The organism is Reyranella sp. GW821-FHT12G01, from assembly GCF_058806575.1.
The window spans coordinates 21,940-48,123 of sequence record NZ_JBXAPV010000003.1; the positions used below are offsets into that span (position 1 = coordinate 21,940).

The window sequence follows — 26,184 nt, forward strand, 5'->3', positions numbered from 1 at the left end:
TCGCCCCACATCACTTATCGACGACGGCCGTGGCCTCAATCTCGACCAGCAGGCCCGGCACGGCAAGGGCGCTCACCGCCACCAGCGTCGATGTGACCACCGCTCCTTTGAGCGACTTGCCGAGCGCCTTGGTGACGGCGCCCATGTCGCGGATGTCGGTCACGTAGATCGTGGTGCGCACGAGGTCGCCCAGGCGGGCGCCGGCCGACTTCAGGCCGGCCTCGATCTTGCGCATGGTGATGGTGGTCTGCTGGGCGGCGTCCTTGCCCTGGACCCGACCCTTGGGGTCGAGCGAGGTCGTCCCCGACACGAACACGAACGGCCCGCTCTTGATGGTCCGGACGTAGAAGCCCGCGACCTCGGTACCGTCGGGAAAGACTTTCTTGGCCATGTCTCGCTCCAGCTTTTCGATGCGCTATGCTGGCGCACTCTAGGCAGCCCGACGCGCCGGGCAAGGAGGAAGCCGTGTCTCTCGATCGCTATCGCACCGCCATCGTCACCGGCGCGAGCCGCGGCATCGGCGCGGCGATCGTCCGCGAACTCAGGGTCGGCGGCCTCGACGTCTATGCCGTCGCCCGCTCGTCCGACGACCTCGTCGCACTGGCGCAGGAGACCGGCTGCCGGCCGATGGCGCTCGACATCTCCCATCGCGACGCCGTGCTGAACGCGCTGGGCTCGCTCGACGCCGACGTCCTGGTCAACAACGCCTCCGCGCCGGTGCGCGGCGGCGTGTCGTGGGAGACCGCGCCCGACGACATCGACGTGCTGATGGACGTCAATCTGCGCGGCACGCTGAACTGCCTGGCCGCCGTCGTGCCCGGCATGACGGCACGGGGGCTTGGCCACATCGTCAATCTCGGCTCGACCGCGGGCACCGGTCCCCTGCCCGGCATGCCGGTCTACGGCATGACCAAGGCCGCCATCCACAATCTCAGCCAGACCCTGCGGCTCGACCTGCACGGAACCGGCGTGCGGGTGAGCGAGATCGCGCCCGGCCGGGTCGAGACCGGCGCTCATCTCGGCCTGATGGCCGATCGCGAAGAAGGCAGGCGCCGCTTCTACGACGGCTTCGAGACCTTGCAGCCCGGTGACATCGCCGAGGCGGTCATGTTCGTGCTGGGCGCGCCGCAGCGCATGGACGTGAGCTACATGGAGATCGTGCCGACCGATCAATCCTACGGCGGCTCGCAATTCCATCGCCGCGGCTGATGCCCGGCATGTTGCTTGCAGGAAAACCAGCCGACAGCATTCAGGGACACATGACGCTCAAGAACCTCGCCGCCATCCTCGACCCTCAGGCGCCGGCCGACCGGCCCTTCATCATCCAGGTCTCGCCGGAGGGCGACGAACAGTTCCGGCTGAGCTACGGCGAGGCCCGTGCCCGCATCGCAGCCCTCGCGCGCGGCCTGCTGAAGCGCGGCCTCTCTCGCGGCGACGCCGTGGCGATCGTGGCGGCCAACAGCGCCGACTATCTGGTGCTCTACATGGCCACCATGGCAGCCGGCCTGGTATCGGTCTGCGTCAATCACAAGCTGCCGCGCGAGACCGTGGCGCACATCATGAAGGACTCCTCGGTCAAGCTCGCGGTCGCCGACGCCGAGCGCGCGCCGCTGGTCAGCGCGCTGGTGCCGACCGTGGCGATCGAGGACCTCGACAGCCTGCTCGATCCCGGCGCCTTCGACTCCATCGACATGGCGCCGGAAGAAGTCGCCATGGTGCTCTACACGTCGGGCTCGACCGGCCTGCCCAAGGGCGTGCCGCTGACGCATGGCGGCTACATCTGGGCGACCGGTGCGACGCCGGAGCAGAAGCCCGGCATCGAGGACCAGAAGATCATCATCGCCGCGCCGCTGTTCCACATGAACGGCCTCTTCAGCGCCAAGATGGTGATGATCAACGGCGGCACGATCGTGCTGATGACCAGCTTCACCGCGCGCGGCTTCATCCGCGCCATCGACCGCAATCGCGTCGCCATGATCACCTCGGTGCCGACGATGCTGGCGCTGGTGATGCGCGAGACCGAGGAGCTGGCCAAGGCCGATCTCGGCTGCGTCACCACGGCGGTCACGGGCTCCGCCCCCTCGACGGCGGAGTTCTTCGAGCAGATGCACCGGATGTTCCCCAACGCCGAGACGGCCAACAGCTGGGGCACGACCGAGTCCGGCCCGCTGGGCTTCGGGCCGCATCCCGACGGGGTCCCGAAGCCGATGGGCGCGCTGGGCTATCCGCGCAGGAACATCGAGGTGAAGTTCATCGGCGGCGCCGAGACAGGTGCGACACAGGGCGTGCTGCACATCCGCACGCCCGCGCTGATGAGCGGCTACCTCAACCGCGAGACCGACACGAAGAAGCGCCTGATCGACGGCTGGTACGACACCGGCGACGTGATGCGCCGCGACGAGAACGGTTTCGTCTTCTTCGTCGGCCGCGCCGACGACATGTTCCAGTGCGGCGGCGAGAACGTCTATCCCGGCGAGGTCGAGAAGCTGTTAGGCCAGCATCCCGACGTGGCGCAGGCCTGCGTCGTGCCGGTGCCGGACGAGATCAAGTACCAGCTCCCGGTCGCCTTCGTGGTGGCCAAGCCCGGCACGTCGCCCACGGAGGAGACGCTGCGCCGCTTCGCGCTCGACAACGGCCCGGCCTACGCCCATCCGCGCGCGGTCTGGTTCGTCGACGAGCTGCCGCTCGCGGGAACGAACAAGATCGACCGCAAGACCCTGGTCGATCGCGCCGTCGCGACTTACGCTCGCGACGACGCGAAGCGAGTCTGATTCATCGGACCGCGGGCCTCCAGGCCCGCAGTCATGAGCGGGCCGGGAGGCCCGCGGTCCGGATGACTTATGAATCGGCCGTGAAGCCGATCTTCTTCACGATCGGGCCCCAGCGGTCGTAGCTCTCCTTGAGGAGCGCGGCGAGTTCCTGCGGCGTCGAGGATTTCACTTCGAGGCCCATGACCGCGAGGCCGTCGATCACGTCTTTCTGGGCGAGCGCGGCGCGCAGGGCTTCGTTGGCGCGGTTCACGACCGGGGCCTGCGTGCCGCCCGGCGCGAAGAAGCCGAACCATTCGGAGAAGACCAGATCCTTGTAGCCCTGCTCGGCGAAGGTCGGGACATCGGGCGCGAAGCGGCTGCGGGTCGCGCCCGAGACGCCGAGCAGGCGCGCCTTGCCGGCGGCGACCTGCTGGGTGAACTCGCCGACCGGGCCGGACACGGCCTGAAGCTGGCCGCCGACCATGTCCTGCACCGCGGGCTGGGTGCCGCGATAGGCGACATGCTTAAGCTCGATGCCGCCCGCCTGGCCCAGCAGCACGCCGATGAAGTGCGGCACCGAGCCCGAGGCCGGCGAGCCGTAATTGGCCTTGTCCGGGTTGGCTTTGCACCAGGCCAGGAACTCCGGAATGTTCTTCACGCTGTCGGGCACGGCAGGACCGACGCAGAAGCCGAAGTCGAAGGTGCAGGCGAGCGTCACCGGCGTCACGTCGGTGAAGGCGTCGTAGGCCAGCTTCTTGTAGATGTGCGGGTAGATCATCAGCATCGACGCGGGCGTCTGCAGGATCACGCTGCCGTCGGTCGGCGCGCCCTTCATCGACTGGATGGCGATCTGGCCGCCCGCACCCGCCTTGTTCTCGACGATCGCGGCCTTGGTATAGGCGCTGTTCTTGATGCCCTCGGCGACGCGGCGGCACAGCGTGTCGGACGTGCCGCCCGGCGGGAAGCCGGTGACGATGCGCACGTTCTCGAGCTGGGTGCCCTGCGCGCCGGCACGGCCGGCGAGACCGAAGGCGGCGAGCGCGGCGGCGGCGCCCGAGGCGCGGACGAAGCCGCGGCGGTTCTGGTGGGTCATGTTTCTTCCTCCCGGTTTATGCCGCGGACTGTCGCCCAAACCGGCTGTCCCGCCAAGCCCACCGGAGGAGGAGGCGCCCCTATTTGCGCGTCGCGGCGTCGAGCTCCGGCAGGGGAAAGTCCTTCCAGTCCGGCACTTCCGAGACGTCCGGGAACTCCTCACCGAACGGCTTGGTGGCGTCGATGCCGACCGAGGAGGAATAGCCGCCGTTGGTATAGGGATCGAGCGGCGCGGTGGCGGTGCGGTCGACGATGAACACGTCCTGGCTGGGTTTCACCCGGAAGGACTGCGCCCACTCGACCTCGGCCGAGTTGCGGATGTCGATGTCGGGATCGACCACGATCACCCATTTCGGATGCAGGTTGCCCGCCATCGCCGCGAGGATGGCGTGGCGCGCCTCGCCCTCGTAGCGCGGCTTCATGGCGATCACGACATAGGTCTGCACGCCGCCCGAGCTGTTGATCGAGACGTCCGAGATGGTCGGGAACTGCGCCTGGAGCTGGCGCAGGATCGAGGTCTCGAACGGGATCTGCTTCAGGACATGATTCTCGGTGATCGGCTTGCCAGTCAGCAGGCCCTGGAAGATCGCGTTCTTGCGATGGGTGATCGCGGTGATTCGCGCGACCGGCTTCGGCGAGGCCGGCGTGTAGTAGCCGGTATATTCGCCGAGCGGGCCTTCCATCTTCTCCGTTTTGGTATCGACGGTGAACTCGATGACGATCTCGGCCCAGGCCGGCACCTTCATGTCGTTGGTGACCGCCTTTGCGAGCTCGACAGGCGCGCCGCGCAGGCCGCCCGCCGTGAACCAGTCGTTGGTGCTGTCGCTTGCCTGCACCTGGCCGGCATACATCGTCAGCGGATCGACGCCGATGACGATCGCGCCGCGCAGCTCCTTCCCCATGGCGATGGCATGGGCCATGTTCTTGCCGAAGCGGTGGTTCGACGCGGAGAACACGCCCAGCTCCTTCGGCCCATGGACCTGGAAGCGGTAGTTGCCGATGTCGGGAATGCCGGTCTCGGGATTCTCCGACACGACAATGCCGGCGGTGATGTAGGCGCCCCCGTCCTTCGGACTGTAGGTTGGCACCGGCAGCTTCGTGACGTCGATCGCATCGCCCGTCAGCACGACCTCCTGGCAGGGCGGCGCGCCCTTGAAGTCGACGGGCGCGATCGGGTTGTTGATGCCCTTCAGGACCTTCTCGTGGATGGTCTGCTCGGTGGCCTCGAAGGCCATCAGGGCCAGCCGGCGATTGCCGTAGACGCCCGCCACCAGCGGGAAGTCGGTCCCCGTCTGCGTGAACATCAGCGCCGGGCCCTGGATCGCACTTGTCTTGGCCAGCGCTTTGGCGATGTCATATTTAGGAGAGATGGGGCGTGCGATATCGACGAGCTCGCCCGCGTTCTTCAGGGCCGTCAGGAAGGCACGCATATCTTGGTAGGGCATGGTCAATCCGTCCTTGCGGTGCACGAGTACAATACGTGATGCGTAAACTGTTCGCCGATATCCGCCGCCACGACATCGAAGCCGCCATTCGCGTCGCCGCCGCGGTCGGCCTGCCCTTGCTGGCGCTCGACGCGATCGGCCGTCTCGATCTTGCCGTCTATGCCGCGTTCGGCGGGCTGGCGATGCTCTATGGCGACAGCGAACCCGCGAAGCGCCGCGTCGAAAGCCAGATCGTCGCCGGCGCGGGCCTCGTCGTCACGATGGCGGTGGCCATGGCCTGGTCCGCCGCGCACGCGCCGCTGATCGTCCTGGGCCTCTTGCTGGCGCTCACCGTGATCGCGGCCGTCACGCTGGGAGCCGCGATGCGCTGGGTGCCGCGCGGAGAAATGTTCTTCGTGCTGGTGCTGCTGATCATCGCCGCGATCCCGGCGAAATGGGAAAGCCTGCCGCTCGCCCTCGCTGTCGGTGCCGGCGGCGCGGCCTTCTCGGTGCTGCTGGCCGTGATCAACGGCATCGGCGCGCCGCCCGACGAGCCCAAGCCCGACGGTTGGCGGCGCCGCATCGCCGCGGGCTATGCCGATCTCGATCATCGGCAGCATCTGGTCCTGCTGGCGGCCGCGACCTTCGGCGTGGTGGCCGCCTGGGTCCTGGCCCTCGCGCTGGGCATCGGCCATCCCTTCTGGGCGGCGGTCACCGTCGCGGCGCTGATGCCGGCGCTGGCCGCCCGGGATGTCTGGCGACGCGCGATCCATCTGATGCTGGGCACGCTGGGCGGCGTGGCGATCGCCACGTTCCTGTTCTCCTTCAATCCCGGCCATCTCGCGCTGATCGCGATCATCATCGTCTGCCAGGCGCTGGCGCAGATCGCGGTGGCGCGGAACTTCGGCATCGCCCTGCTCTTCTTCAGCCCGCTCGCCATCGGCATGAGCAACATCAGCCGCGGCCTGCCCTGGCCGCCCATCCTGGTCGACCGGGTGGTCGAGGCGGCACTGGGCGTGGCCGTGGCCTTCCTCACGATCTTCGTGGGACGCAGGATCCTCAAGGTGACGTGAGCGGGCGGATCGCACGCCGCGCCTATTTCGGCGGATTGTCGGAGACCTGGAAGGGAATGTCGCCCTCGATGGCCTTGGTTCCGTTGACGGTGATCACCGCCCAATGCAGCACGTAGCTGCCGTCCGGCAAGGTCGGCGCGGCGGCGAACAGCACTTCGGGCGCCGATCCGAGCCGTGGATGCAGCCGCTCGACCACCTTGTCGCCCTGCTTGATGACCAGCGTCGACTTGATGTGATCGATCGGCCGGTCGAAGCGCACGAAGAAGGCGCTGCTCTTGCGCCCGATATGGGCGTTCGCGGCCGGCGTCGACTCGGTGACCCGCACGTCGTCCGCCGCCGTCTGCGCATGCAGCGCGGGAACGAAACCGACAGGCGTCATTATCAGGGCCGCAATCGTCAGGCGTCGCAACATCATCACTTGCCGCTCCTGCGCTTGGCGACGCCCGGCTTCTCCACGCCGGAGGGGCCGGTCCATCGCGGAAACGTCTTGGTGTCGAGGCCGAACAGGTCGAGCACGCGCGCCACCGAATGGGTGACGATGTCGTCGACGGTCTTCGGCCGCGTATAGAAGGCCGGCGACGGCACGGCGACGATGGCGCCCATCTCGGTGACGGCCAGCATGCTCTTGATGTGGCCGGCATGCAGCGGCGTCTCGCGGAACATCAGCACGACCCGCCGCCGCTCCTTCAGGCAGACATCGGCGGCGCGCGCGACCAGGCTCGACGTCACGCCGGTCGCGATCTCACTCAGGGTGCGCACCGAGCACGGCGCCACGATCATGCCCATCGTCTGGAATGATCCGCTCGAAATCGAAGCGGCGATGTCCCCCGGCGCGTGAACGTGATCGGCGAGCGCCCGCAGTTCCGAAGCCGACACGTCGGTCTCCAGCGACCGCGTCTGGTCGCCCGCCTTGGAGATCACGAGATGACTCTCGATCTTCAGGGCGCGCAGCGCTTCCAGCACGCGGATGCCGTAGACCGTTCCCGAGGCGCCGGTGATGCCGACGACCATGCGCCGGACAGGCGTGTCCGCTGCCATTCGCAATACCTCAGCCGCCGGTCTTGATGTGACGCGGGTCCGAGTGATTGAGCGGCTGCGGTTTCGCCTCCCACGAGAACGGCGTGTCCGACAGGGTGTAGCGATACCAGGGCGGATCGTTGGTGCGGCCGAGCTTGTGCCGCAGGTTGCCGAAGGCGCGGTAGAGTACCGGATAGGGCTGGCCATGATACTGCTTCAGGATGTCGTGCCAGGCGCGCGGCTCGGCGCGGATGAACGCCTCCATGTCCTTGGTCAGCGCTTCCTCGGTCATGATCTTGAGATCGGCCGGCGGATCGCCGAGGTCGGTGACGGTGCTGCGCACGAACTCGTTGGGATTCCATTCCGGTCCCAGCGGCACGGTGCAGTCCATGCCGATCTTCGACGAGATGCCGAGCGTCGTGCTCTTGGGATCGACGGTCATGGTGTTCAGCCCGTCGAGCCGCACCGTGTCCTTGTCCGGCATGTAGCGATAGGCCATGGCCGCCAGTACCGCCTGGTCGTCCCAGATGTCGACGTCGGTGTCGAACACCATCGCGATCTTGGGCAGGCCCTGCTTGGAGCAGGTCAGCATGATGCCCAGCGCCTGCTTGGAATCGCCCGCGCCCAGCGGATGGATCTTGGCGTAGGCGATGTTCGACAGGCCGCCCAGCGGGCAACGCACCTCGCGCACGTCGATCCCGCCCTGCTTCAGCCCGTTGAACAGGTCGGCCTCGATCGCCGGAAGCTGCAGCATGTTGTCGGTGTACCAGGGATGCAGGCCGCCGATCGTGCAGTGCTGGAAGATGCCGCCCTTGCGGTAGGTCATCGCCTTCACCTTGAGGCGATAATTGTGCTTGATGCCGCCGCCGTACATGCCGGTGAACTCGCCGTACGGGCCCTCGTCATAGACGAGTCCTTCGAGCGCCATCAGCTCGCACTCGAGCACGATCTCGGCATTCGCCGGCACCATCACGTCGATGGTCTCGCATTTGATCATCTTGGCCGGCGCGCCATAGAAGGCCCCCAGCACCTCGAAGTCGTCGGTGTCGGTGGTGACGCCGACCAGCGCCGAGATCTTGTCGATGGTCGGGCCGCCCAGCACGATCGCGACCTCGAGATTCTGCCCCTTCGCCGCCGCGGCCATCGCGTGGATGCGCTGACGGTGCGAGGTGCAGGTCATGTCGACCGACTTCTCGTTCTTCGTGCGGAACATCGAGCGATAGATGCCCCAGTCGTAGACGCCGGTGTCGGGATGCTTGCTGATGAAGAGATTGTCGTTGGTGTAGGCGTGGCCGTCGCGGTCGTGATGCAGGAACAGCGGCAGCTTCGTCAGGTCGACATCGTCGCCCTTCAGGATCACTTCCTTGCACGGCGCCGTCGTCACCGTCTCCCACTTCATGCGGCCCTTGGAGCGCGCGACCATCTCCAGGCCGGTCCGGGTCTTGTCGCAGCCCATCGCCCAGGCAAACATTTCCTGGTTGGAATAGGCGTTGGCCAGTACCGAGAACTCGGTGTCCTTGATCTTCTCGATCAGGACGGCCTTGGTCGGATTGGCCTCCATGATCTTCGGCACCTGGTCGACGCGGACTTCGTCCGTGACGCGCACGAGGAAACCCGCCTTGTCCATCGACTCGACGAAGTCGGAAAGAGACTGCTGCATTGTGTGACCCGCCAGAAAAAAGGAAATCAGGAATAGGCGGGCGCGGTCTTTCCGTGCTCGGCGTAGCCCCTGAGGTGATGCAGCATCATCCCCCACAAGGCATTGCACTTCTCGAAGTTGCCCTTCTGATGGGGCCAGCCGGAATGGGCGAAAGTAAGATGGACCCGACCATGAGGCGTCTTACCGAGCTCGAACGAGACGCTGGTGCCGGCGGCGTCGCCCGGACCCGCGACGCACTTCCAGACGACCTTGTCCGCGCCCTGTTCCGCGACTTCCCAGACGAAACTGGGGCCGTCGGCATACTTCAGGGTCCATTTGCTTCCCACGCCGGCCCCGCCCGATACCTCGGCCATCGTCCAGCCCTTGAGGCCTTCCAGGGTGGTCAGGGCCGCGAGGACCTTCGGGGCGTCGGATTTAATGTTTACTGCGTGACGAAGAGCGTGGTCGGACAAGACTTCACCTCCCTGTGAACAAATTTCAGCGAAACCGCAACATGACGTAAGGTGGCCTTAAGGCAGCGACGATATCAGTGGTGCAAGACCGATCAAAGACGCTCGGTCCGTCCTTTTTGCACTGGATTCCGCTGTGTCGCCCTTTGCAGCTTCTCGCCCTTCGCTTTTCTCGCCGCTGACGCACGACGATGCGCCTTCACAAATGCGCGAAGGGCGTCTGGCGAATCTTGCGGGATGGATGCGAAATACGCTTCACGGTTCATCGACCGCCGGCCAGCCGCTGAACCTGTTCTACGAAGAGGGCACTCCCGACCGCTGGCTGCCGTTCGACCGCTATCCGCGGGCGGTCGCGCGCCGACTTCTGCGTGGCCCGAAGCAGCCCGCCGGTCATACGCGCGTGTTCCTGAACCTGTGCGCCGGCCTGGATCGCCTGGGCGTCCCCTACCGGGTGAACGATTACGCGCGCCTGCGTCGCGATCCTGGCGAGATCGCCTGCGTCATCGGCAAGCCGCCGGTGCTGAAGAAGATTCCCTGCGGCACGCCGATCGTGTTCGGCGCCGCCGTCTACGATCATCCGATCGACAATCCGACGCTGCTCTCGGACCACAACATCCGCGGCGTGCTGGTGCCCTGCGAATGGGTGCGACAGATGTGCGAACCCTACTGGGGCGACAAGGTGCATGCCTGGCCGGTCGGCATCGACACCGACGGCTGGCGGCCGTCGCCCGACGTCACCAAGGACATCGACGTCCTGGTCTACGACAAGATCCGCTGCCATCTCGCCCGCGATCGCGCGGCGGTGCGCGATCCGATCATCCGCGACCTCGAGGCACGCGGGCTGCGCGTCGCCACCATCGGCTACGGCTACTATCGCGAGGAGCAGTTCCGCGCCCTCCTCGCCCGGTCACGCTCGATGGTGTTCCTCTGCGAGCACGAGACCCAGGGCATCGCGCTCCAGCAGACGCTGTCGTGCGACGTGCCGGTCTTCGCCTGGGACCTGGGCGGGGTCTGGCAGGACACCAACTACCATCCGCATCGCGTCCAGTTCGGACCGGTGACGTCGGTGCCGTACTGGGACGACAGGTGCGGGATGAAGTTCCGCGATACCGGGGAGTTCAGCAGGACGTTTCTGCGTTTCTGGTCGAGCGTCGTGCAGGGCGAGTTCTCTCCCCGCGCCTACGTGACGGAGAACCTGACGCTCGAGGCCGGCGCCCGCCACTATGTCGACCTCGTCCAGCGCCTGACCCGCGGCACCGACGCGAACGGCGAGCAGGGATACTGGCGCTCGGCTGCCTGATACGTTCCGGCCGATGCTGACACGCCTGATCATCGCCCTACGCAGGTGGGGCACCGGCAAGACTGCCCGGAAACTACGGCAGTTCCTGCCGCAGCCGATCCGGTCGATGCTTCACCGGGCCAAGAATTCGGTCGGCAATATCCCGCTGCGGATCGCCCTGCCCCGGCAGCCGGGGCAGCAGGCGCCTGTCCGCGTCGTGATCTTCGGCGCCTTCGCCGACAATTGGTTGGCGCGCCTGTCCGAGCCGCAGACCTGGCAGGCGATCCCCGCGGTAACGGAGGTGCTGATGTGGCCGGACGATCTGGCCCAGCCGCTGCCCGCGCCTTCGCCCACCGATATCCGCACCGTCGTCATTCCGCTGTCGGAAGACAATATCCTCAACTGCCCGCGGACGGCCCACACGCTGGCGCCTGATCGCCGCGCCGTCGCCACCTTGCGCAACAAGGCGTCGTTCGCCGCCTATGTCGAAGGAGCGGGCCTGTCCGACCTCTGCCCCATCACCTACGCGACGCGCGAGCAGGTCCGCTATCCCTGCATCGTGAAGTATGTGAACTCGGCCTTCGCCTTCGGCAGCCGCATCCTGCGGTCGGACGACGAACTCGACGACTTCCTGCGCACCGAACCGTGGGACCCGGCCAAATTCATCGTCCAGCAATGCATCAGCAGTCCCGTGGAGTACGCGACCCACTGCGTCTGCAAGGGCGGACGCATCCTGTGGTCCTCCACCTTCGCCTTCGAGAACGATACCGGCCAGGAGATCCGGCAAGGCATCCTGTTTAAGTCGATGACCGCCGTCGCGGCGCCCGACGGCGTCCCGGCCGCCATCGAACGGCTGCTCCTGCCGCTTGGCTATGACGGCCCCTGCAGCGTCGACTACACGCTGTCGGCCGAGGGACGTATCGCCGTCTTCGAGATCAACGCGCGGTTCGGCGGCACGATCATGCTGGTGCCGAACCTCCCCCATCTGCAGCAGGCCCTGGCCTGCATCGTGGGCAACGCCGCCTAGTCGCGCACGCCGCCATCAGAGCTTCGTCTAACTGAGCGTTCAGTCTCCAGCAGGAGTGGCCTGATTTTCGGCCTGATGACGCCCCGGAAGCTGGTCCCACGTGCGACCATCGAGCATACGACCAGTCCGCTTCTTGTTCACGCCTCCCCACTGCTTGAAATGGAAGGCGACTCTGGCCTTGATGCACTGGTCGCGAATCGATCGAACCCACTCCGGCTCCATCGGCCGAGCGTTGGGACCGCTCTCGCCACCGGCAATGGCCCAATCAATGCCTTTGAGGTCCAGATCCTCAAGCGGCCCCAAAAGTGGCTCTAGGCTCAAAAACTTGACCGCTGCAGGTGTACGGCGGAGGTAGTCGATACGGCCTACGTAGTCAGCATTTTCAACGCTGGTGCCGAGCCATATGTGCTTCGGCCACGGGAGGTCTTTGGCGAACTCCTCGGCACGGTCCGGACGCTTGGTAAGCACCTGATACGTGTGCTGCGGCGTCTCAACCATTGTTGCAAAGACAAGCTTGATGAACTCAAGCGGTACCTTCGCGTGAAACAGGTCTGACATCGAATTGACGAAGATCGTGCGCCCTGCCTTCCACTTCTTCGGGAGGTCGAGCGATGTATGGTCGAGGTTGATGCGGCCATTCCACTTGTACCGTCCGCCAGTCTTGCGGGTGACGCCCGTGTACTTCGCCTGGCCCATGGCTTCGAGACGCGCGGCCATGCGCATGGCGTAACAGTTCGTGCAGCCCGGCGAGAGCACGGTGCAGCCAACGACAGGATTCCACGTGGCCTCGGTCCATTCGATGGATGAGTTGGTTGCCATATCATTGGCTCCTGGGGGGGAAAAATCACGCTCGTGTCGTCCCCGAAAGTGGGCTTCCCTAACCGCTTCTGCCTCTTGCTCGCCGGAGGGTCGGCCGTGATGCGGCTCTCAGCTTCGAGTTCATTGAGTGCGTCTTTGTAGCTCGTGGCTGAGTACTGCCTGTGATCGAGGAAGATGTCGAGCATGGTCATCCTCCTGCCCGCGTATCGGTCACACAGGCCTTTCTTAAACATGTTGAACTCGTGGTAGATGAGCCGGTTGCTCGGCGGTGGCTTAGTGTAATGCGCGAAGTGCGCGAGCCCCTTGCCGTCGATGAAGCCCTCCTTTGCCATGATGTCAGTCATGACGCGGTAGCCCTTCGCGTGCGTCGTGACAAACACAAGCATATGCGACGTGCGTGGCCCCTTCTTGAATCGAAAAGGGCGAACGTAAACCCCACCACGATTGAGCTCTTGAAGCGCCTCCGTGAGCGCATCGATGATGATCTCCTCGCGCTGATGCGGCTGGTTTCGATCGGACCCTTGGATCTCCTGCATCCTAGCTTCGAGCCGCGCGGCGCGGTCAGCACCGAAGAGTCCCTGCATATGCTCCGTAAAAATGCCTTTCGCACTGAGTGCCCGGTTGATGCTCGAATAACTGAAGAAGAAAATGCAGTCGCAGCCCCACGTCTTTGTCACGACAGCGTTGATGAGGGCGCGGGTAAGGCCCATATAGCCGAACGGGTCGATAAAGGTGAATGACGGCATCTTTGCTCCCGTGAACAGGCTCTCCGTCTCCGGGCTGATCTTTTCGTTCAGGAAGACTGGCGGGTGCTTGAGCAACGCGATGCCGGGCAGTTTGCCGGCGTCACGCTGGAGCTTCGCAATCGATGCCGCCTTCTTGTCGTTGAAGACGGTAACGAGATGCTTCTGAAGGTCCGCAGTCGCGATGGCTTTCTCGAGAATGAGCAAGGGCGTCGACTTAGTGCCATCCTCGTAGCTGCCAGGGCCGCAATACAGGTCCATGTAACCGATCTTCTGCCCCGCCTTAAGCGCTCCTGGCAGCACGATCCTTGACCAGCTTTCGAAGTGCTTGGTGACGATCCGGGATTTCACATCCGAGGCGGCGGTTTGCTTCCCGAAGAAATTCTCCCCAGAGGCCAAACGCCCCTCCTTCCCCATAGTCCTCAGATTCTAAAGGATTTTCGGGGCCTCAGGGAATAGAACATACCATGAACATATTTGTAATTCAACCCTTGGTCGTCTCTCTAGGACGCCAGTGTTGAAATGTAGGGCGAGGAGAAACTCCGGCACGACGCCCACGCCGATGGCTATTGGAAATCCGGGTCAGGTGGGCCTCCCGAAACGACGACTTGAAAGATCTGAACTCTTCAAATTTTCATATGCCGTACATGCACCCATAAAAACGCATGATCCTCGAAAGGCAAACCATTCCGCCCATCCAGACGCTCCCAATGTTCCCAGATGTGATGTGCTCGTTTCTCGGCTCATAGAGCCCATTTATTCTTGGCTTTTCAGGCTCCGCGTTGCACCGCGGGAGTGCCTCCGGTATGGTCCGCCGCGCTGGACCCGTAGCTCAGCTGGATAGAGCGCTGCCCTCCGAAGGCAGAGGTCGTGAGTTCGAATCTCGCCGGGTCCGCCATTCTCGAGGGGCAACAGTCAGAGAATCCCGACGTGGCTCCTGCATTTTTCCACGACTTCTTCTACGAATTCGTAACACTGATCGTGATCCTGGATCCGGTCGCCACGATCCCCATCTTCCTCATGGTCACGGCGGGACTGGACCGCAAGCAATCGCTCCTGGTCGCGGCCTATGCGCTCGGCGTCTCGTTCCTGATCCTGCTGTTCTTCATCGTCGTGGGGCGGCCGCTCCTGTCGGCACTCCATATCCCGATGGCGTCGTTCCAGCTCGCGGGCTCGCTCGTCCTGCTGCTGTTCGGCCTGAAGATGGTGCTGGGCAAGGTGACGGAGGAAGCCATGGCCATGCCAGCCGATGCGACCCCGATGCAGCGGGCGGTGTTTCCGCTGGCCGTGCCGGGCATTGCCGGCGCCGGCGCGATCCTGACGGTCGTGCTGCTGACCGACAACAATGTCCGCTCGTTCGGCGAGCAGGTCACGACCACGGCGATCCTGGCGCTCTGCCTCTGCCTGCTGTTCCTCTCCTTCGCGGTCGCCGGCAGCCTGTTCCGGCTGCTCGGCAAGCCCGGCATCGAGATCGTGAGCCGCGTGTTTGGGCTCATCCTGTCGAGCATCGCCGTCACCGGGCTCGTCGTGGCCATCAAGCTGGCCTTCGACCTCAACTGAAGATCAGAGCCTCAGGACCCAGGCTTCGACGTTGCCCTTGCCCTTGACCTCGATCTCGCCCCGCGCCTCGAACACGAACTGGTCCTTCAGCTTCTCGTAGACCGGGCGCGTGACCTGGACCGAATCGGGGATGCCGCCGGACTCCATGCGGCTCGCCAGGTTCACCGTGTCGCCCCACAGGTCGTAGATGTACTTGCTCTTGCCGATGACGCCGGCCACGACCGGCCCGCTGTTGATGCCGACGCGCAGCTTCATCGACACGCCGTGCTCCATCGCGTGCTCGCGCGTGATGTGCACCATGCGGATGGCCATGCGCACCATGCGCTCGGCATGATTGGGAACCGGCACCGGCAGGCCGCACACCGCCATGTAGGCATCGCCCACGGTCTTGATCTTCTCGATGCCGAGTTCGCTCGCGGCGACGTCGAAGCGCGTGAACAGGCCGTTCAGCAGGGTGACGACATCGGCCGGCGGCATCTCCGACGAGAGCGCGGTGAAGCCCACCAGATCGGCGAAGGCCACCGTCACCTCGGCGAAGCCATCGGCGATGCCTTGCTCGCCGCCGCGCAGGCGGTTGGCGATCGGCGCCGGCAGCACGTTGAGCAGCAGTTCCTCGTTCTCGCGGTTCTTGGCCGCGATGACGGTGTTCTTCTCGTTGAGGTCGTCGATCATGCCGTTGAAGGCAAGGCAGAGCTGGCCGATCTCGTCGCGCGTGCGCACCGCCACATGCGCCTCATGATCGCCAGCCGCGAAGCGGCGCACGCCGTCGGTCAGCTCGCGTAGCGGCCCGAGCAGCGACCGCGACAGCCAGGCGCCGGTCACGATCACCACGAAGAAGGCGATCGCACCCACGATCAGGAGGTCGCGCTCCAGGCGATAAATCGGCGCGAAGGCTTCCGAACTGTCGATCTTGGCGACCAGCGCCCATTTCACGCCAGGGATATGGATCGGGCCCCAGGACGCCAGGGTGGGAATGCCGCGATAGCCGACGACCTCGCCGACACCCTCGACGCCGCCAATGGCGGCACGCGTTGCCAAGGTATCGGCGCGTTGATGCAGGATGGGCGAACCGTAGCGCTTGATGGCGGCAATTTCGTCGTCGGAGGCACCGCCAGCCTTCAGTTCGGAAAAATAGAGATCGCGATTTTCGAAGTAGTTGCGGCCACTCGACCGCACGCGGAAATCGGGACCGACCAGATAGGCCTCGCCGGTGGCGCGGAACCCTTCGTTGCGCCAACGCCGGCCCCCGGTGACGATGGCGTCGATCTCGTCGATCGACAGTTCGGCGATCAGAACACCGGTCACGACGCCGTGTTCGATGACGGGCGCGGCCATGAAGGCCGCGGGCGTACCGTCGGACGGCAGGTAGGGCAAGAAGTCCTCCAGGCACGTCGCCGAGGGGTCGGGCGCAGCAGCGCAGCGGGCCGCCGCAGCCGCGACGTTGGATTGCCGATAGGGGCCGGCGCGCAACGAGGTCGCGAAATCGGCGTCCTTGTCGACGGTGTAGATCAGCCGCCCGGTGCTCGGGTCGACGATCATGAAATCCTCGAAGCCCAGCGTTGCCGCCGCCGTCCGCATCAGCGGATGATAGGTCGCGTGGACTTTACTGTAAGTGCTGCCGTCTCCGGCATTGTCGAGCAGGTCGCGCCGTCCCGCCGGATGCGGGTTCTTGACGATGTAGAGATCCTGCAGGAAGTACGGCGCCGCCGTGACCGGCAGGAATTCCGTGACCGGAACGTCCTTGCCCAGCACACGCCGGACCGTCGGCATGTACTGCTCTTCGTACCAGCCGTGTACGCTTTCCCGCGTCTCGGGCGGCACCGGCCTCTTGTCGAACTCCTCGACGGCCTCGCGAAAGCCACGCGTGGCGTCCACCACCATCTTGGACGCCGCCATCAGCCGCACTTCGCGGCGCACGGTTCGGAAATAGGCTTCGACCTGATGCGTCTTGGTCTCGCGTGCCGCGGTGAGCTGGTCGAAGATCGCCCGCTCAAGCGCCTCGCGCGCCCGCATGTAGCCCAGGACGCCGGTGATCAGGACCGCCACCGCGCCCAGCAGCAGCAGGATCGCAAAGAGCTTCGCCGCCAGGCCCCAGCGTGTGGGCCGTGACTCGGCGGCGGTCGCTGTCATGTCGCGGGCTTAGCTCTTCTTCGCGCCGTAGGTGCCGCCGGAGTTGATCGCGCGGATCTCGGCGGCCGTCTTGGCCTTGCGCATCTTCTCGAGCTTCTCGGCCTCGTCGGCCAGCATCGCCTGGGCGTTCTTCAGCACCGCGCGAGCATGCTGGGCCGGGAACTTCACGGCGCCGTTCTCGTCCATGTGGATCAGCTCGCCCGGCGCCACGTCCATGCCGCCGACCGAGACCGGCACGTTGACCGACTGCACCGCCATGTCGCCATGACCGGCCGTGACGCCACCCAGCAGCATCTGGAACTTCATGCGGCGGATCGCGTCGATGTCGCGCGACGGACCGTTCGACAGCATGCCGATGCAGCCCACGGCCTGCATCGAGGTCGTCATCATTTCGCCGGCCAGGCCCGCCTTGTTCATCAGCTCGGGCGGCCACTTCTGCTGGATCACCAGGATGGTCGGCTTCTTCATGGCGTCGAGCGCGTCGACCACGTCCATGAAGGTCAGCCGGCCGGCAAAGTTCGGGTCGGGCAGGCCGTACACGCAAGTGACCGCATAGCCGATGATGGCGCCCATCTCCGGATACATGCAGCGGATCGACGTGTCGGTGTACCAGTTCTCGGTCCACGGATTGTAGAGGCCGAGGCACAGGGGATTCTTCGGATAGGTCGCGACCACGTTGGTGATGGTCGGCGTGTCGATCTTGCGCAGCTCGGCGAACAGCTGGTCTTCGGAAAGCTCGGACATTTCGGTTGTTTCCCCCTGGGTACGGAATCGTTCTTCGCGCGAAAGAAGGCGGCGGGCAAGGCCCCCGCCCTCCCCGTCATCTCACGGCACGAAAATCAGGAAGACGAAGGTCGCGAACAGGACCAGATGCACGAAGCCCGGCAGGATGTTGGTCCGCCCGCCGCCAAAGGTCACGAGGCTCACTCCGAAGGTGAGCACCAGCAGCACGATGTCGTGCAGGTCGATGCCGAGCTCCAGCGGCTGGTTCAGGACCATGGCCAGCAGGCTGACCGCCGGGATGGTGAGGCCGATCGTGGCGAGCGAGGAACCCAGCGCCAGGTTCAGGCTCTTCTGCAGCTCGTTGCGCCGCGCCGCCCGCAGCGCCGCCAGGGTCTCCGGCAGCAGGACCAGCAGCGCGACGAGAAGCCCGACCGCGTCGAGCGGCGCGCCGACCGCGGTGACCACGGTCTCGACGGAGCCGGCGAAGCCCTTGGCCAGGAGGACCACGGCGACCAGCGCGACCAGGAGCTGGGCGACGCTTTCCCAGAACTCGGCCGGCGTCGGGCCGCCGCCCTCGCCATGATGGTCCTCGCCGGAATCCGAGAGGAAGTAGTCACGGTGGCGGATCGTCTGGACGTAGAGGAAGACGCCGTAGAGCACGAGGGTGACGAAGCTCACGAACAGGAGCTGGGTCGACGAATAGAACGGGCCCGGCGCGCTGGTCGTGTAAGTCGGCAGGATCAAGGTCAGCGTGGCGAGCGGCATCAGCACGACGAGGTAGGCGTTGGCGCCAGGCAGGCGGAACCCCTGCTCGCCGTAGCGCAAGCCACCCACGATCAGGCACAGGCCGACCATGCCGTTGCAGACGACCATGATCACCGAGAACACCGTCTCGCGCGCGAGGCCGGCATTGCCGTCGCCCGCCAGCATGATCGAGAGGATCAGCGCGACCTCGATGACGGTCACCGCGACGGTCAGCACGAGGGTGCCGTAGGGTTCGCCCAGCCGATGGGCGATGACGTCGGCATGATGGACGGACGAGAAAACCGTCGCCATCAGCACCACCAGTTCGACCACCGGCAGCACGGTGGCCATGGTGGGCGACAGCCCGTCATGGCCGATGACGAAGGTCACGACCAGCGCGACGAGGAGACCGAGCCCCGGAACCAGCCGCCACGACAAGGGCTTGCGCGCGGCCGCCATCTCTCAGCCCGCCTGCCGGCGCTTCTTCCACCACTCCGCAAGCTCGCCGACAACGCCCTTGCGGAAGGCGAGCACGATGATCACGAAGATGACGCCCTGGATCACCAGCACGAGCTGGCCCACGAAGGCGAGATAGTCCTGCATCGCGACCACGATGAAGGCGCCCACGACCGGCCCGATGATGGTGCCGAGGCCGCCGACCAGCGCCATCAGCACGACCTCGCCCGACATCGCCGAGCTGACGTCGGTCAGGGTCGCGAAATGCACGACCATCGCCTTGGTGGCGCCGGCGAGACCCGCGACGGCTGCCGACAGCACGAAGGCCAGCAGCTTGTAGCGGTCGGCCTCGTAGCCCAGCGACACGGCACGCTGTTCGTTGTCGCGGATTGCCTTCAGCACCTGGCCGAACGGCGAGTTGATGAAGCGGTAGATGGCGCCGAAGCCCAGCAAAAAGATCGCCAGGACGACATAATAGAAAGCGTAGTCGCCCTCGATCTTGATGAGACCGAACAGCGGCTTGCGCGGAATGCCCTGCAGCCCGTCCTCGCCGTGCGTGAACGGCATCTGCACGCAGAGGAAGTAGACCATCTGCGCGAAGGCGAGCGTGATCATCGCGAAGTAGATGCCCTGGCGGCGGATCGCCAGCGCGCCCGTCACCAGGCCCAGCGCCGCGGCGCCCGCCACGCCGATCAGCAGGCCGACTTCCATCGGCAGGTCCCAGACCTTGACGACATGGCCGTAGAAGTAGCCCGCCATGCCGAAGAACATGGCGTGGCCGAAGCTCATCAGGCCGGCATAGCCCAGCAGCAGGTTGAAGGCGCAGGCGAAGAGCGCGAAGCACAGCGCCTTCATCAGGAACACGGGATAGAAAATCCACGGCGCGGCCAGCGCAAAGACCGCCACGGCGAGGATGGCAAGGGTGCGGTTCATTTGGTCTGCCCGAACAGGCCGGCCGGCTTGATCAGCAGGACGAGCGCCATGACGACGAAGATGACGGTGTTCGAGGCCGGCGCGTAAAACACCTTGGTCAGGCCCTCGATCAGCCCCAGCCCGAAGCCGGTGACGATCGATCCCATGATCGAGCCCATGCCGCCGATCACGACGACCGCGAACACGATCAGCACGAGATTGGTGCCCATCAGCGCCGAGACCTGCTGGATCGGCGCGGCCAGCACGCCGGCCAGCGCCGCGAGCGCGACGCCCAGCCCGTAGGTCAGCGTGATCAGGCGCGGCACGTTGATGCCGAAGGCCTGCACCAGGGTCGGATTTTCCGTGGCGGCCCGCAGGTAGGCGCCAAGCTTGGTGCGCTCGATCCCGTACCAGGTGGCCAGGCAGATCACGAGGGCGGCCACCACGACGAAGGCGCGGTAGTTCGGCATGAACATGAAGCCGAGGTTGGTGCCCCCCGGGATCGGGTTGGGATAGGGCGCGCCCGACGAGCCCCACTTCCACTGGAACAGCCCCTCGATGATCAGGGCGAGGCCGAAGGTCAGCAGGAAGCCGTAGAGATGATCGAGATGATAGATGCGCTTCAGCAGCACCTTCTCGAGCACGACGCCGAACAGGCCGACGATGATCGGCGCCAGGACCAGCGAGGCCCAGAACGGGACGTCGAGCAGGCCGAGCATCAGCCAGGCGGCGAACGCGCCCATCATGTATTGCGCGCCGTGCGTGAAGTTGATGACGTTCAGCATGCCGAAGATCACGGCGAGGCCGAGGCTCAACATGGCGTAGAAGGCGCCGTTGATCAGTCCGAGCAGGAGCTGGCCGAACAGCGCGGGACCGGAGATGCCGAGGATTTCGAACATGGCGGCGTCACACTCCCAGATACGCTTGCAGCTTGCCGAGGCTCTGCTGCACGTCGGCGCCGGCGATCGTGTCGATCACCTTGCCGTCTTCCATGACGTAGTGCCGGTCGGCCACCGTCGCGGCGAAGTGGAAGTTCTGCTCGACCAGCAGGATCGTGAAACCCCGCGTCTTGAGCTGGCGGATGATCTCGCCGATGCGCTGGACGATCACCGGGGCCAGGCCCTCGGTCGGCTCGTCGAGCAGCAGCAGGTTCGCGCCGGTGCGCAGGATACGGCCGATGGCCAGCATCTGCTGCTCGCCGCCCGACAGCTTGGTGCCCTGGCTGCGCCGCCGCTCCTCGAGGTTCGGGAAGAGCGTGTAGATTTCTTCGATGCTGAGGCCGCCCGGCCTGACGATCGGCGGCAGGCGCAAATTCTCGTCGACGTTCAGGCTGGAGAAGATGCCGCGCTCTTCAGGGCAATAGGCGATACCCAGCCGCGCGATCAGGTCCGAGCGCTGGCCGACGGTCTCCTTGCCGTCGAAGACGATCGAGCCGGAGCGCTTGCCGACGATGCCCATGATCGACCGCAGGGTCGTCGTCTTGCCGGCGCCGTTGCGGCCCAGCAGCGTGACCAGCTCGCCGCGGCGGATCTCGAAACCGACGCCATGCAGGATGTGGGACTCGCCATACCAGGCCTGCAGGCCTTCGACCTTCAACAACGTCTCAGCCATGACCGGTTCCGACATAGGCCTCGACGACGGCCGGGTTCTTCGAGACCGTCGCATAGGGTCCTTCCGCCAGCACCTCGCCGCGCGCCAGCACGGTGATGGTGTCGGAAAGGTCGGCGACGACGGACATGTTGTGCTCGACCATCAGCACGGTGCGGTTCTTCGAGACCGTGCGGATGAGGGCGGCGATGCGCTTGATGTCTTCCTGGCCGAGACCGGCCATCGGCTCGTCGAGCAGCATCATCTCGGGCTCGAGCGCCAGGGTGGTCGCGATCTCCAGCGCACGCTTGCGGCCGTAGGGCAATTCTACAGCCGGCAGTTCGGCAAATTGCGACAGGCCGACATCGGCGACCAGTTCGAGTGCACGTGCATCGAGACTGTCGAGAACCCTGGTCGAGCGCCAGAACTGGAAGGAGATGCCGAGCTTGCGCTGCAGGGCGACGCGCACGTTTTCCCGCACGGTCAGGTGTGGAAACACCGCCGAAATCTGGAAAGACCGCGCCATTCCCATTCGCGCAATCGCGGCTGGGGAATTGCCCGTGATGTCGCGCCCATTGAAATGGATGCGCCCGGCCGTCGGCGTCAGGAAGTGAGTCAGAAGGTTGAAGCAGGTGGTCTTGCCGGCACCGTTGGGTCCGATCAGCGCGTGGATGGTATGGCGCCGGACCTTCAGATTGACGTTCTTGACTGCAACAAACCCTTTGAACTCCTTCGTAAGCCCTGCGGCTTCGAGGATTGTTTCTTGTTCCGCCATCGCCTCCCTCGCGGTCTAGCGAATTAATCGAAGCTTTGCGTCGCTGTCCAGCACTGGCGTCGCGCGCGGGTGCTCGCTAGATTTCGCTCAACGTTAACGGGGAGTTCCTGGGAGGAACCGTAGTATGAAGTTCAAGTCCACGTTCAAGTATGCCGGCATGGTTGCGGCCGCGGTTGGTCTCACGACCGGCGGCGTCGTTGCCCTGGCGCAGGCCCAGACACCCCCGCCGCTGAAGATCGGCGTCATGGAGGGATTCTCCGGCGTCTATGGCGACCTCACCGCGGGTGAAGTCGAAGCCATGCAGATGGCCATCGAGGATGTCGGCGGAAAGGTGCTGGGCCGTTCGGTCGAGATCCTGTCGGCCGACCACCAGACCAAGCCGGACGTCGGCGCGGCGATCGCCCGCAAGTGGTTCGACGTCGACGGCGTGAAGATGATCACCGGCCTCGGCACCTCGTCGGTGGCTCTCGCCGTGCGCAAGGTCGCGCAGGAAAAGGGCCTGATCGACATCAACACCGGCGCCGGCAGCGCGGACCTCACGGGTCCCGCCTGCTCGGAGACCGGCGCCCACTGGGCCTACGACACCTACGCGCTCGCTCAGGTGACCGGCGGCGCGATGGTGAAGGCCGGCGGCGACTCCTGGTACTTCCTCACCGCCGACTACGCGTTCGGCCATGCGCTGGAGCGTGACACCGGCGCCGTCGTCACCGCCGCGGGCGGCAAGGTGCTCGGCTCGATCCGCCATCCGCTCAGCACGCAGGACTTCTCGTCCTACTTGCTGCAGGCGCAGGGCTCCAAGGCCAAGGTCATCGGCCTCGCCAACGCCGGCATGGACACGGTCAATGCCGTGAAGCAGGCCGCCGAGTTCGGCATCGTGAAGGGCGGCCAGAAGCTCGCCGGTCTCCTCGTCTTCGCGACCGACGTGCAGTCGCTCACCCTGCCGGTCGCGCAGGGCCTCGTGCTCACGGAGTCGTTCTACTGGGATCTGAACGACGAGACCCGGGCTTGGACGGCACGCTATCGCAAGAAGAAGGACCGTCTGCCCAGCATGCTGACGGTCGGCGTCTACAGCTCGACCCTGCACTACCTCAAGGCCGTGCAGGCCGCCGGCACCGACGACGCCAAGGCCGTGATGGCCAAGATGCGCGAGATGCCGATCAACGACGTCATGACCAAGAACGGCAAGCTGCGCGAGGACGGCCGCGTCATCCGCGACATGTACCTGTTCCAGGTGAAGGCGCCGTCGGAATCCAAGAGCAAGGACGACATCTACAAGCTGATCGCCACCGTGCCGGGCGACCAGGCCTACCGTCCCCTCAAGGACGGCAAGTGCCCGTACATCAAGTAGTCTTCCGGTAACGGAAGCAGAAAGGGCGCCCTCACGGGCGCCCTTTTTTTATTGCCCTCCTCCCCATTCAAATGGGGAGGTGTCGACGTCTTACGTCGACGGAGGGGTCATATCTCGGCGACGCGCATGACCCCATCGCCCCGTAAGACGGGGCACTTCCCCATTTGAATGGGGAAGAAAGCCGATACGCGCGCAAGCTTCATTCGATCTTAATGTTCGCCGACTTCACCACCTTGCGCCACGCCTCGATCTCGCTCTTGGTGAAGTCCATCAATCCTTCGGGTGTCGTGAAACTTGGGCTGCCGCCCATGTTCTCGAGCCGGGCCAGCGTCTCGGGCGAGGTGCCGGCGGCGATGATGTCCTTGTTGAGCTTCACGATGATGTCGCGCGGCGTGCCCTTCGGGGCATAGAAGGCCGACCAGGTGGTGAATAGCAGCTCCGGCATGCCGGCCTGCGGTGCGCTGGGCACGCCCGGCAGCGCCGGATAGGGCTCGGCCTGCGTCACCGCCAGCGCATCGGCCCAGCCAGAGGCCAGGATCATCTTGGCGCTGCCGACGTCGCAGATCATGTAGGTGATGATGCCGTTGTTCAGGTCGGGCGCGGCGAGCTGGTTGTTCTTGTAGGAGACCGAGACCGCGTCGATGCCGGCCTGCATGCGATAGAGCTCGCCCGCAACCCGCGCGGAGATCGCGCCCGATCCGAAATTGTGCTTGCCGGGCTCGGCCTTCAGCTTGGCCGTCAGCTCCGCCAGCGTCTTCACGCCGAGCTTCTTGGTGACCAGCACCGCCATCGGCACCAGGCTCATGCGCGTGATCGGCTCGAAGTCGGCGATCGGATCGTAGGGCAGCTTGTCGTACAGCACCGGGTTTCCGGCATGCGTCATCGACGAGGTAGCAAGCAACGTATAGCCGTCGGGCTTGGCGTTCTTCACCGCCTCAGCCGCGATGATGCCGTTGCCGCCGCCCTTGTTGTCGACCAGCACCGTCTGGCCCCACATCTGCGTGAGCTTCTCGGCGATCACGCGCATCGTGGTGTCTGTCGAGGCGCCTGGCGGAAACGGCACCACGAGGGTGACGCGCTGCGACGGAAAGGCTTGCGCCCGTACTGAGCCTGCTGCCACGAGGCTCGCCGCGCCGGCCAGCATCGCGCGCCGGCCGGTCGTGAAGTTCCTGATCATTCGTTTCACTCCCTTTTGCGCAGAGTATGACGTGGCGGCAGTTCCTTGACGAGCCACCGGCGCTCACGTCTGATGTGCGAAAGCCCGGGACGAACGGGCTGAGTTGGGAGTAACGCCGCGTGACCGTTCAGGATCGGCCCCTCAAGGGGGCCTGGGGCATTACCGCCCTGCTGTTTCTCTTCATGCTGATCAACTTCGCCGACAAGGTGGTCGTGGGCCTGGCAGCCGTTCCGCTCACGCGCGATCTCGGACTGACCCCCGAACAGTTCGGCGACATCGGCTCGGCGTTCTTCCTGCTCTTCGCGATCTCGGCGATCGTCGTGGGCTTCATCTCCAACCGGGTGAAGACCAAGCACACGCTGCTGGTCATGGCGATCATCTGGTCGGTGGTGCAGTTCCCCATGCTGGGCATGGTGAGCCTAGAAACGCTGATCATCTGCCGCATCATCCTGGGCGCGGGCGAAGGACCCGCCAGCCCCGTCGCGACCCATGCCGTCTACAAATGGTTTCCTGACTCGTTGCGCGGACTGCCGACGGCCGTCATCGCCCAGGGCTCGGCCATGGGCGTCATCATCGCCGTGCCGCTGCTCAACTGGATCATCGACACCTACTCGTGGCACTGGGCGTTCGGCGCGCTCGGCATCGCAGGCCTGGCGTGGACCGTGCTGTGGCTGATCTTCGGCCGTGAAGGTACCCTGGTCGACGCGCCGGTGAGCGCCGCCGCCGGCAGCAACGAGCGCGTGCCCTATCGCTACCTGCTCACCTGCCAGACAATCCTCGCGGTCTGTGCCGCGGGCTTCGCCAGCTACTGGGTCCTGGCGCTCGGCCTCACCTGGTTCACCTCGTATCTGGTCGCGGGCCTCGGCTTCAGCCAGAAGGTCGGCGGCAATCTCACCGTGCTGCCCTGGGTCTTCGGCGCACTCGTCGTGCTGACCGGCGGTTACATTTCCCAGCGCCTCAAGAAGAAGGGCGTAACCAGTCGCTTGTGTCGAGGCATCCTGCCGTGCCTCGCCATCATCGCCGGCGGCTGCACCCTGCCGTTCGTTGGCGCCATGCCGTCGGACGGCCTCAAGATCGTCTTCCTGGTGTTCGGCTCCGCCATCGGCAGCACGATCTACGTCGTCCTGCCGATGATCATCAGCGAGCTCACCCCGCACCCGCAGCGGGCGGCGATGCTCGCCATCACCACGTCGGTCGTGACCTTCGCCGGCATCCTCGCGCCCAAGATCATGGGCGCGATGATCCAGAACGCCGCGACGCCGATCGCCGGCTACGAAAAGGGCTACGTCATCTCCGGTATCCTGCTTCTCGTGGGCGGCATCATCGGCCTGCTCTTCATCCGGCCCGAGAAGGACCGCAAGCGACTGGCCGCACACGCCATCGCCGACCTGCCGCTCCAGCCCGCCCGCGCCTGAACCGCGCTTACTGCCCGAGGAGGA

At 65.3% G+C, this 26,184-nt stretch carries 24 protein-coding genes, 1 tRNA gene and 1 pseudogene; 9 read left to right on the plus strand and 17 right to left on the minus strand.

The window, feature by feature from the left end; translation table 11 throughout:
• Positions 1-10: 10 nt before the first annotated feature.
• Positions 11-391, minus strand: a complete 381-nt coding sequence (locus AC1RP5_RS25140) for a Rid family hydrolase (protein WP_493115321.1) — start codon at positions 389-391, stop codon at positions 11-13.
• 74 nt (positions 392-465) lie between these two features.
• Between AC1RP5_RS25140 and AC1RP5_RS25145 the strand changes: the two genes are divergently transcribed.
• Together AC1RP5_RS25145 and AC1RP5_RS25150 are read left to right on the plus strand one after the other, a co-directional pair.
• The gene (locus AC1RP5_RS25145) at positions 466-1,209 is read left to right on the plus strand and encodes an SDR family oxidoreductase (protein ID WP_493115323.1); all 744 of its coding nucleotides are present in this window, start codon (positions 466-468) and stop codon (positions 1,207-1,209) included.
• Positions 1,210-1,259: 50 nt separating this feature from the next.
• Entirely contained in the window at positions 1,260-2,771 is a 1,512-nt protein-coding gene (locus AC1RP5_RS25150) for a class I adenylate-forming enzyme family protein (RefSeq protein ID WP_493115325.1), read from the plus strand.
• Between the two features lie 67 nt (positions 2,772-2,838).
• Here the strand turns inward: AC1RP5_RS25150 and AC1RP5_RS25155 are convergent, their stop codons facing one another.
• Positions 2,839-3,843, minus strand: a complete 1,005-nt coding sequence (locus AC1RP5_RS25155) for a Bug family tripartite tricarboxylate transporter substrate binding protein (protein ID WP_493115327.1) — start codon at positions 3,841-3,843, stop codon at positions 2,839-2,841.
• 79 nt (positions 3,844-3,922) lie between these two features.
• Entirely contained in the window at positions 3,923-5,287 is a 1,365-nt protein-coding gene (locus AC1RP5_RS25160) for a UbiD family decarboxylase (protein WP_493115329.1), read from the minus strand.
• Positions 5,288-5,325: 38 nt separating this feature from the next.
• Between AC1RP5_RS25160 and AC1RP5_RS25165 the strand changes: the two genes are divergently transcribed.
• A complete protein-coding gene (locus AC1RP5_RS25165; protein WP_493115331.1) occupies positions 5,326-6,339 on the plus strand; it encodes an FUSC family protein in 1,014 nt (337 codons plus the stop codon).
• Positions 6,340-6,361: 22 nt separating this feature from the next.
• Here the strand turns inward: AC1RP5_RS25165 and AC1RP5_RS25170 are convergent, their stop codons facing one another.
• From AC1RP5_RS25170 to AC1RP5_RS25185, 4 genes are read right to left on the minus strand one after another with little or no spacing between them, the layout of a single operon-like run.
• Positions 6,362-6,718 carry a copper resistance protein CopC gene (locus AC1RP5_RS25170; RefSeq protein WP_493115333.1) on the minus strand — a complete coding sequence of 119 codons (357 nt, stop codon included), beginning with the start codon at positions 6,716-6,718 and terminating at the stop codon, positions 6,362-6,364.
• 35 nt (positions 6,719-6,753) lie between these two features.
• Complete coding sequence (locus AC1RP5_RS25175; RefSeq protein WP_493115335.1) at positions 6,754-7,377, minus strand: UbiX family flavin prenyltransferase; 624 nt, start codon at positions 7,375-7,377, stop codon at positions 6,754-6,756.
• Positions 7,378-7,387: 10 nt separating this feature from the next.
• The gene (locus AC1RP5_RS25180) at positions 7,388-9,016 is read right to left on the minus strand and encodes a UbiD family decarboxylase domain-containing protein (protein ID WP_493115337.1); all 1,629 of its coding nucleotides are present in this window, start codon (positions 9,014-9,016) and stop codon (positions 7,388-7,390) included.
• Between the two features lie 26 nt (positions 9,017-9,042).
• A complete protein-coding gene (locus AC1RP5_RS25185; protein WP_493115339.1) occupies positions 9,043-9,468 on the minus strand; it encodes an SRPBCC family protein in 426 nt (141 codons plus the stop codon).
• A gap of 238 nt (positions 9,469-9,706) precedes the next feature.
• Here AC1RP5_RS25185 and AC1RP5_RS25190 point away from each other — a divergent pair, with 238 nt between their 5' ends.
• Positions 9,707-10,765 carry a glycosyltransferase gene (locus tag AC1RP5_RS25190; protein WP_493115341.1) on the plus strand — a complete coding sequence of 353 codons (1,059 nt, stop codon included), beginning with the start codon at positions 9,707-9,709 and terminating at the stop codon, positions 10,763-10,765.
• A 13-nt stretch (positions 10,766-10,778) separates the two neighbouring features.
• Complete coding sequence (locus AC1RP5_RS25195; protein WP_493115342.1) at positions 10,779-11,771, plus strand: ATP-grasp domain-containing protein; 993 nt, start codon at positions 10,779-10,781, stop codon at positions 11,769-11,771.
• A 39-nt stretch (positions 11,772-11,810) separates the two neighbouring features.
• On the opposite strand, the gene AC1RP5_RS25200 is transcribed toward AC1RP5_RS25195, so the two are convergent.
• Positions 11,811-12,590 (minus strand): DUF5131 family protein, encoded by a 780-nt coding sequence (locus AC1RP5_RS25200; RefSeq protein ID WP_493115344.1) that lies wholly within the window; start codon positions 12,588-12,590, stop codon positions 11,811-11,813.
• Between the two features lie 380 nt (positions 12,591-12,970).
• Positions 12,971-13,750: pseudogene (tcmP, locus tag AC1RP5_RS25205) on the minus strand (three-Cys-motif partner protein TcmP); the annotation flags it as partial.
• A gap of 404 nt (positions 13,751-14,154) precedes the next feature.
• On the opposite strand from tcmP, the gene AC1RP5_RS25210 reads away from it, so the two are divergent.
• Positions 14,155-14,231, plus strand: a tRNA-Arg gene (locus tag AC1RP5_RS25210).
• Between the two features lie 32 nt (positions 14,232-14,263).
• The gene (locus AC1RP5_RS25215; RefSeq protein ID WP_493115346.1) at positions 14,264-14,893 is read left to right on the plus strand and encodes a MarC family protein; all 630 of its coding nucleotides are present in this window, start codon (positions 14,264-14,266) and stop codon (positions 14,891-14,893) included.
• A 3-nt stretch (positions 14,894-14,896) separates the two neighbouring features.
• Here AC1RP5_RS25215 and AC1RP5_RS25220 read toward each other — a convergent pair whose 3' ends face one another.
• From AC1RP5_RS25220 to AC1RP5_RS25250, 7 genes are all read right to left on the minus strand, one after another.
• Positions 14,897-17,023 (minus strand): adenylate/guanylate cyclase domain-containing protein, encoded by a 2,127-nt coding sequence (locus tag AC1RP5_RS25220; protein WP_493115348.1) that lies wholly within the window; start codon positions 17,021-17,023, stop codon positions 14,897-14,899.
• A gap of 9 nt (positions 17,024-17,032) precedes the next feature.
• Positions 17,033-17,767 (minus strand): RraA family protein, encoded by a 735-nt coding sequence (locus AC1RP5_RS25225; RefSeq protein WP_493115350.1) that lies wholly within the window; start codon positions 17,765-17,767, stop codon positions 17,033-17,035.
• Between the two features lie 81 nt (positions 17,768-17,848).
• The gene (locus AC1RP5_RS25230) at positions 17,849-18,949 is read right to left on the minus strand and encodes a calcium:cation antiporter (RefSeq protein ID WP_493115352.1); all 1,101 of its coding nucleotides are present in this window, start codon (positions 18,947-18,949) and stop codon (positions 17,849-17,851) included.
• A 3-nt stretch (positions 18,950-18,952) separates the two neighbouring features.
• Positions 18,953-19,879, minus strand: coding sequence for a branched-chain amino acid ABC transporter permease (locus AC1RP5_RS25235; RefSeq protein WP_493115354.1), 927 nt, complete (start codon positions 19,877-19,879; stop codon positions 18,953-18,955).
• The gene (locus tag AC1RP5_RS25240) at positions 19,876-20,757 is read right to left on the minus strand and encodes a branched-chain amino acid ABC transporter permease (RefSeq protein WP_493115357.1); all 882 of its coding nucleotides are present in this window, start codon (positions 20,755-20,757) and stop codon (positions 19,876-19,878) included. The genes AC1RP5_RS25235 and AC1RP5_RS25240 overlap by 4 nt, the downstream gene beginning before the upstream one ends.
• Before the next feature lie 7 nt (positions 20,758-20,764).
• Positions 20,765-21,469 (minus strand): ABC transporter ATP-binding protein, encoded by a 705-nt coding sequence (locus AC1RP5_RS25245; RefSeq protein ID WP_493115359.1) that lies wholly within the window; start codon positions 21,467-21,469, stop codon positions 20,765-20,767.
• Complete coding sequence (locus AC1RP5_RS25250; RefSeq protein WP_493115361.1) at positions 21,462-22,220, minus strand: ABC transporter ATP-binding protein; 759 nt, start codon at positions 22,218-22,220, stop codon at positions 21,462-21,464. The genes AC1RP5_RS25245 and AC1RP5_RS25250 overlap by 8 nt, the downstream gene beginning before the upstream one ends.
• Positions 22,221-22,344: 124 nt before the next feature.
• Between AC1RP5_RS25250 and AC1RP5_RS25255 the strand changes: the two genes are divergently transcribed.
• Positions 22,345-23,568, plus strand: coding sequence for an ABC transporter substrate-binding protein (locus tag AC1RP5_RS25255; RefSeq protein WP_493115363.1), 1,224 nt, complete (start codon positions 22,345-22,347; stop codon positions 23,566-23,568).
• A gap of 199 nt (positions 23,569-23,767) precedes the next feature.
• Here AC1RP5_RS25255 and AC1RP5_RS25260 read toward each other — a convergent pair whose 3' ends face one another.
• Positions 23,768-24,745 (minus strand): Bug family tripartite tricarboxylate transporter substrate binding protein, encoded by a 978-nt coding sequence (locus AC1RP5_RS25260; protein ID WP_493115364.1) that lies wholly within the window; start codon positions 24,743-24,745, stop codon positions 23,768-23,770.
• Positions 24,746-24,864: 119 nt separating this feature from the next.
• Here AC1RP5_RS25260 and AC1RP5_RS25265 point away from each other — a divergent pair, with 119 nt between their 5' ends.
• Positions 24,865-26,160, plus strand: a complete 1,296-nt coding sequence (locus tag AC1RP5_RS25265) for an MFS transporter (protein ID WP_493115366.1) — start codon at positions 24,865-24,867, stop codon at positions 26,158-26,160.
• The last annotated feature ends 24 nt before the right edge of the window (positions 26,161-26,184 follow it).

Excerpts from the sequence above, each read along its gene's own strand:
- AC1RP5_RS25160 (WP_493115329.1), bottom strand. The coding sequence starts at position 5,287 with ATGCCCTACCAAGATATGCGTGCCTTCCTGACGGCCCTGAAGAACGCG.
- AC1RP5_RS25230 (WP_493115352.1), bottom strand. The coding sequence starts at position 18,949 with ATGGCGGCCGCGCGCAAGCCCTTGTCGTGGCGGCTGGTTCCGGGGCTC.
- AC1RP5_RS25155 (WP_493115327.1), bottom strand. The coding sequence starts at position 3,843 with ATGACCCACCAGAACCGCCGCGGCTTCGTCCGCGCCTCGGGCGCCGCC.
- AC1RP5_RS25140 (WP_493115321.1), bottom strand. The coding sequence starts at position 391 with ATGGCCAAGAAAGTCTTTCCCGACGGTACCGAGGTCGCGGGCTTCTAC.
- AC1RP5_RS25225 (WP_493115350.1), bottom strand. The coding sequence starts at position 17,767 with ATGTCCGAGCTTTCCGAAGACCAGCTGTTCGCCGAGCTGCGCAAGATC.
- AC1RP5_RS25200 (WP_493115344.1), bottom strand. The coding sequence starts at position 12,590 with ATGGCAACCAACTCATCCATCGAATGGACCGAGGCCACGTGGAATCCT.
- AC1RP5_RS25190 (WP_493115341.1), top strand. The coding sequence starts at position 9,707 with ATGCGAAATACGCTTCACGGTTCATCGACCGCCGGCCAGCCGCTGAAC.
- AC1RP5_RS25220 (WP_493115348.1), bottom strand. The coding sequence starts at position 17,023 with ATGACAGCGACCGCCGCCGAGTCACGGCCCACACGCTGGGGCCTGGCG.
- AC1RP5_RS25245 (WP_493115359.1), bottom strand. The coding sequence starts at position 21,469 with ATGGCTGAGACGTTGTTGAAGGTCGAAGGCCTGCAGGCCTGGTATGGC.
- AC1RP5_RS25150 (WP_493115325.1), top strand. The coding sequence starts at position 1,260 with ATGACGCTCAAGAACCTCGCCGCCATCCTCGACCCTCAGGCGCCGGCC.
- AC1RP5_RS25180 (WP_493115337.1), bottom strand. The coding sequence starts at position 9,016 with ATGCAGCAGTCTCTTTCCGACTTCGTCGAGTCGATGGACAAGGCGGGT.
- AC1RP5_RS25195 (WP_493115342.1), top strand. The coding sequence starts at position 10,779 with ATGCTGACACGCCTGATCATCGCCCTACGCAGGTGGGGCACCGGCAAG.
- AC1RP5_RS25240 (WP_493115357.1), bottom strand. The coding sequence starts at position 20,757 with ATGTTCGAAATCCTCGGCATCTCCGGTCCCGCGCTGTTCGGCCAGCTC.
- AC1RP5_RS25175 (WP_493115335.1), bottom strand. The coding sequence starts at position 7,377 with ATGGCAGCGGACACGCCTGTCCGGCGCATGGTCGTCGGCATCACCGGC.
- AC1RP5_RS25165 (WP_493115331.1), top strand. The coding sequence starts at position 5,326 with ATGCGTAAACTGTTCGCCGATATCCGCCGCCACGACATCGAAGCCGCC.
- AC1RP5_RS25255 (WP_493115363.1), top strand. The coding sequence starts at position 22,345 with ATGAAGTTCAAGTCCACGTTCAAGTATGCCGGCATGGTTGCGGCCGCG.
- AC1RP5_RS25170 (WP_493115333.1), bottom strand. The coding sequence starts at position 6,718 with ATGACGCCTGTCGGTTTCGTTCCCGCGCTGCATGCGCAGACGGCGGCG.
- AC1RP5_RS25260 (WP_493115364.1), bottom strand. The coding sequence starts at position 24,745 with ATGATCAGGAACTTCACGACCGGCCGGCGCGCGATGCTGGCCGGCGCG.
- AC1RP5_RS25235 (WP_493115354.1), bottom strand. The coding sequence starts at position 19,879 with ATGAACCGCACCCTTGCCATCCTCGCCGTGGCGGTCTTTGCGCTGGCC.
- AC1RP5_RS25250 (WP_493115361.1), bottom strand. The coding sequence starts at position 22,220 with ATGGCGGAACAAGAAACAATCCTCGAAGCCGCAGGGCTTACGAAGGAG.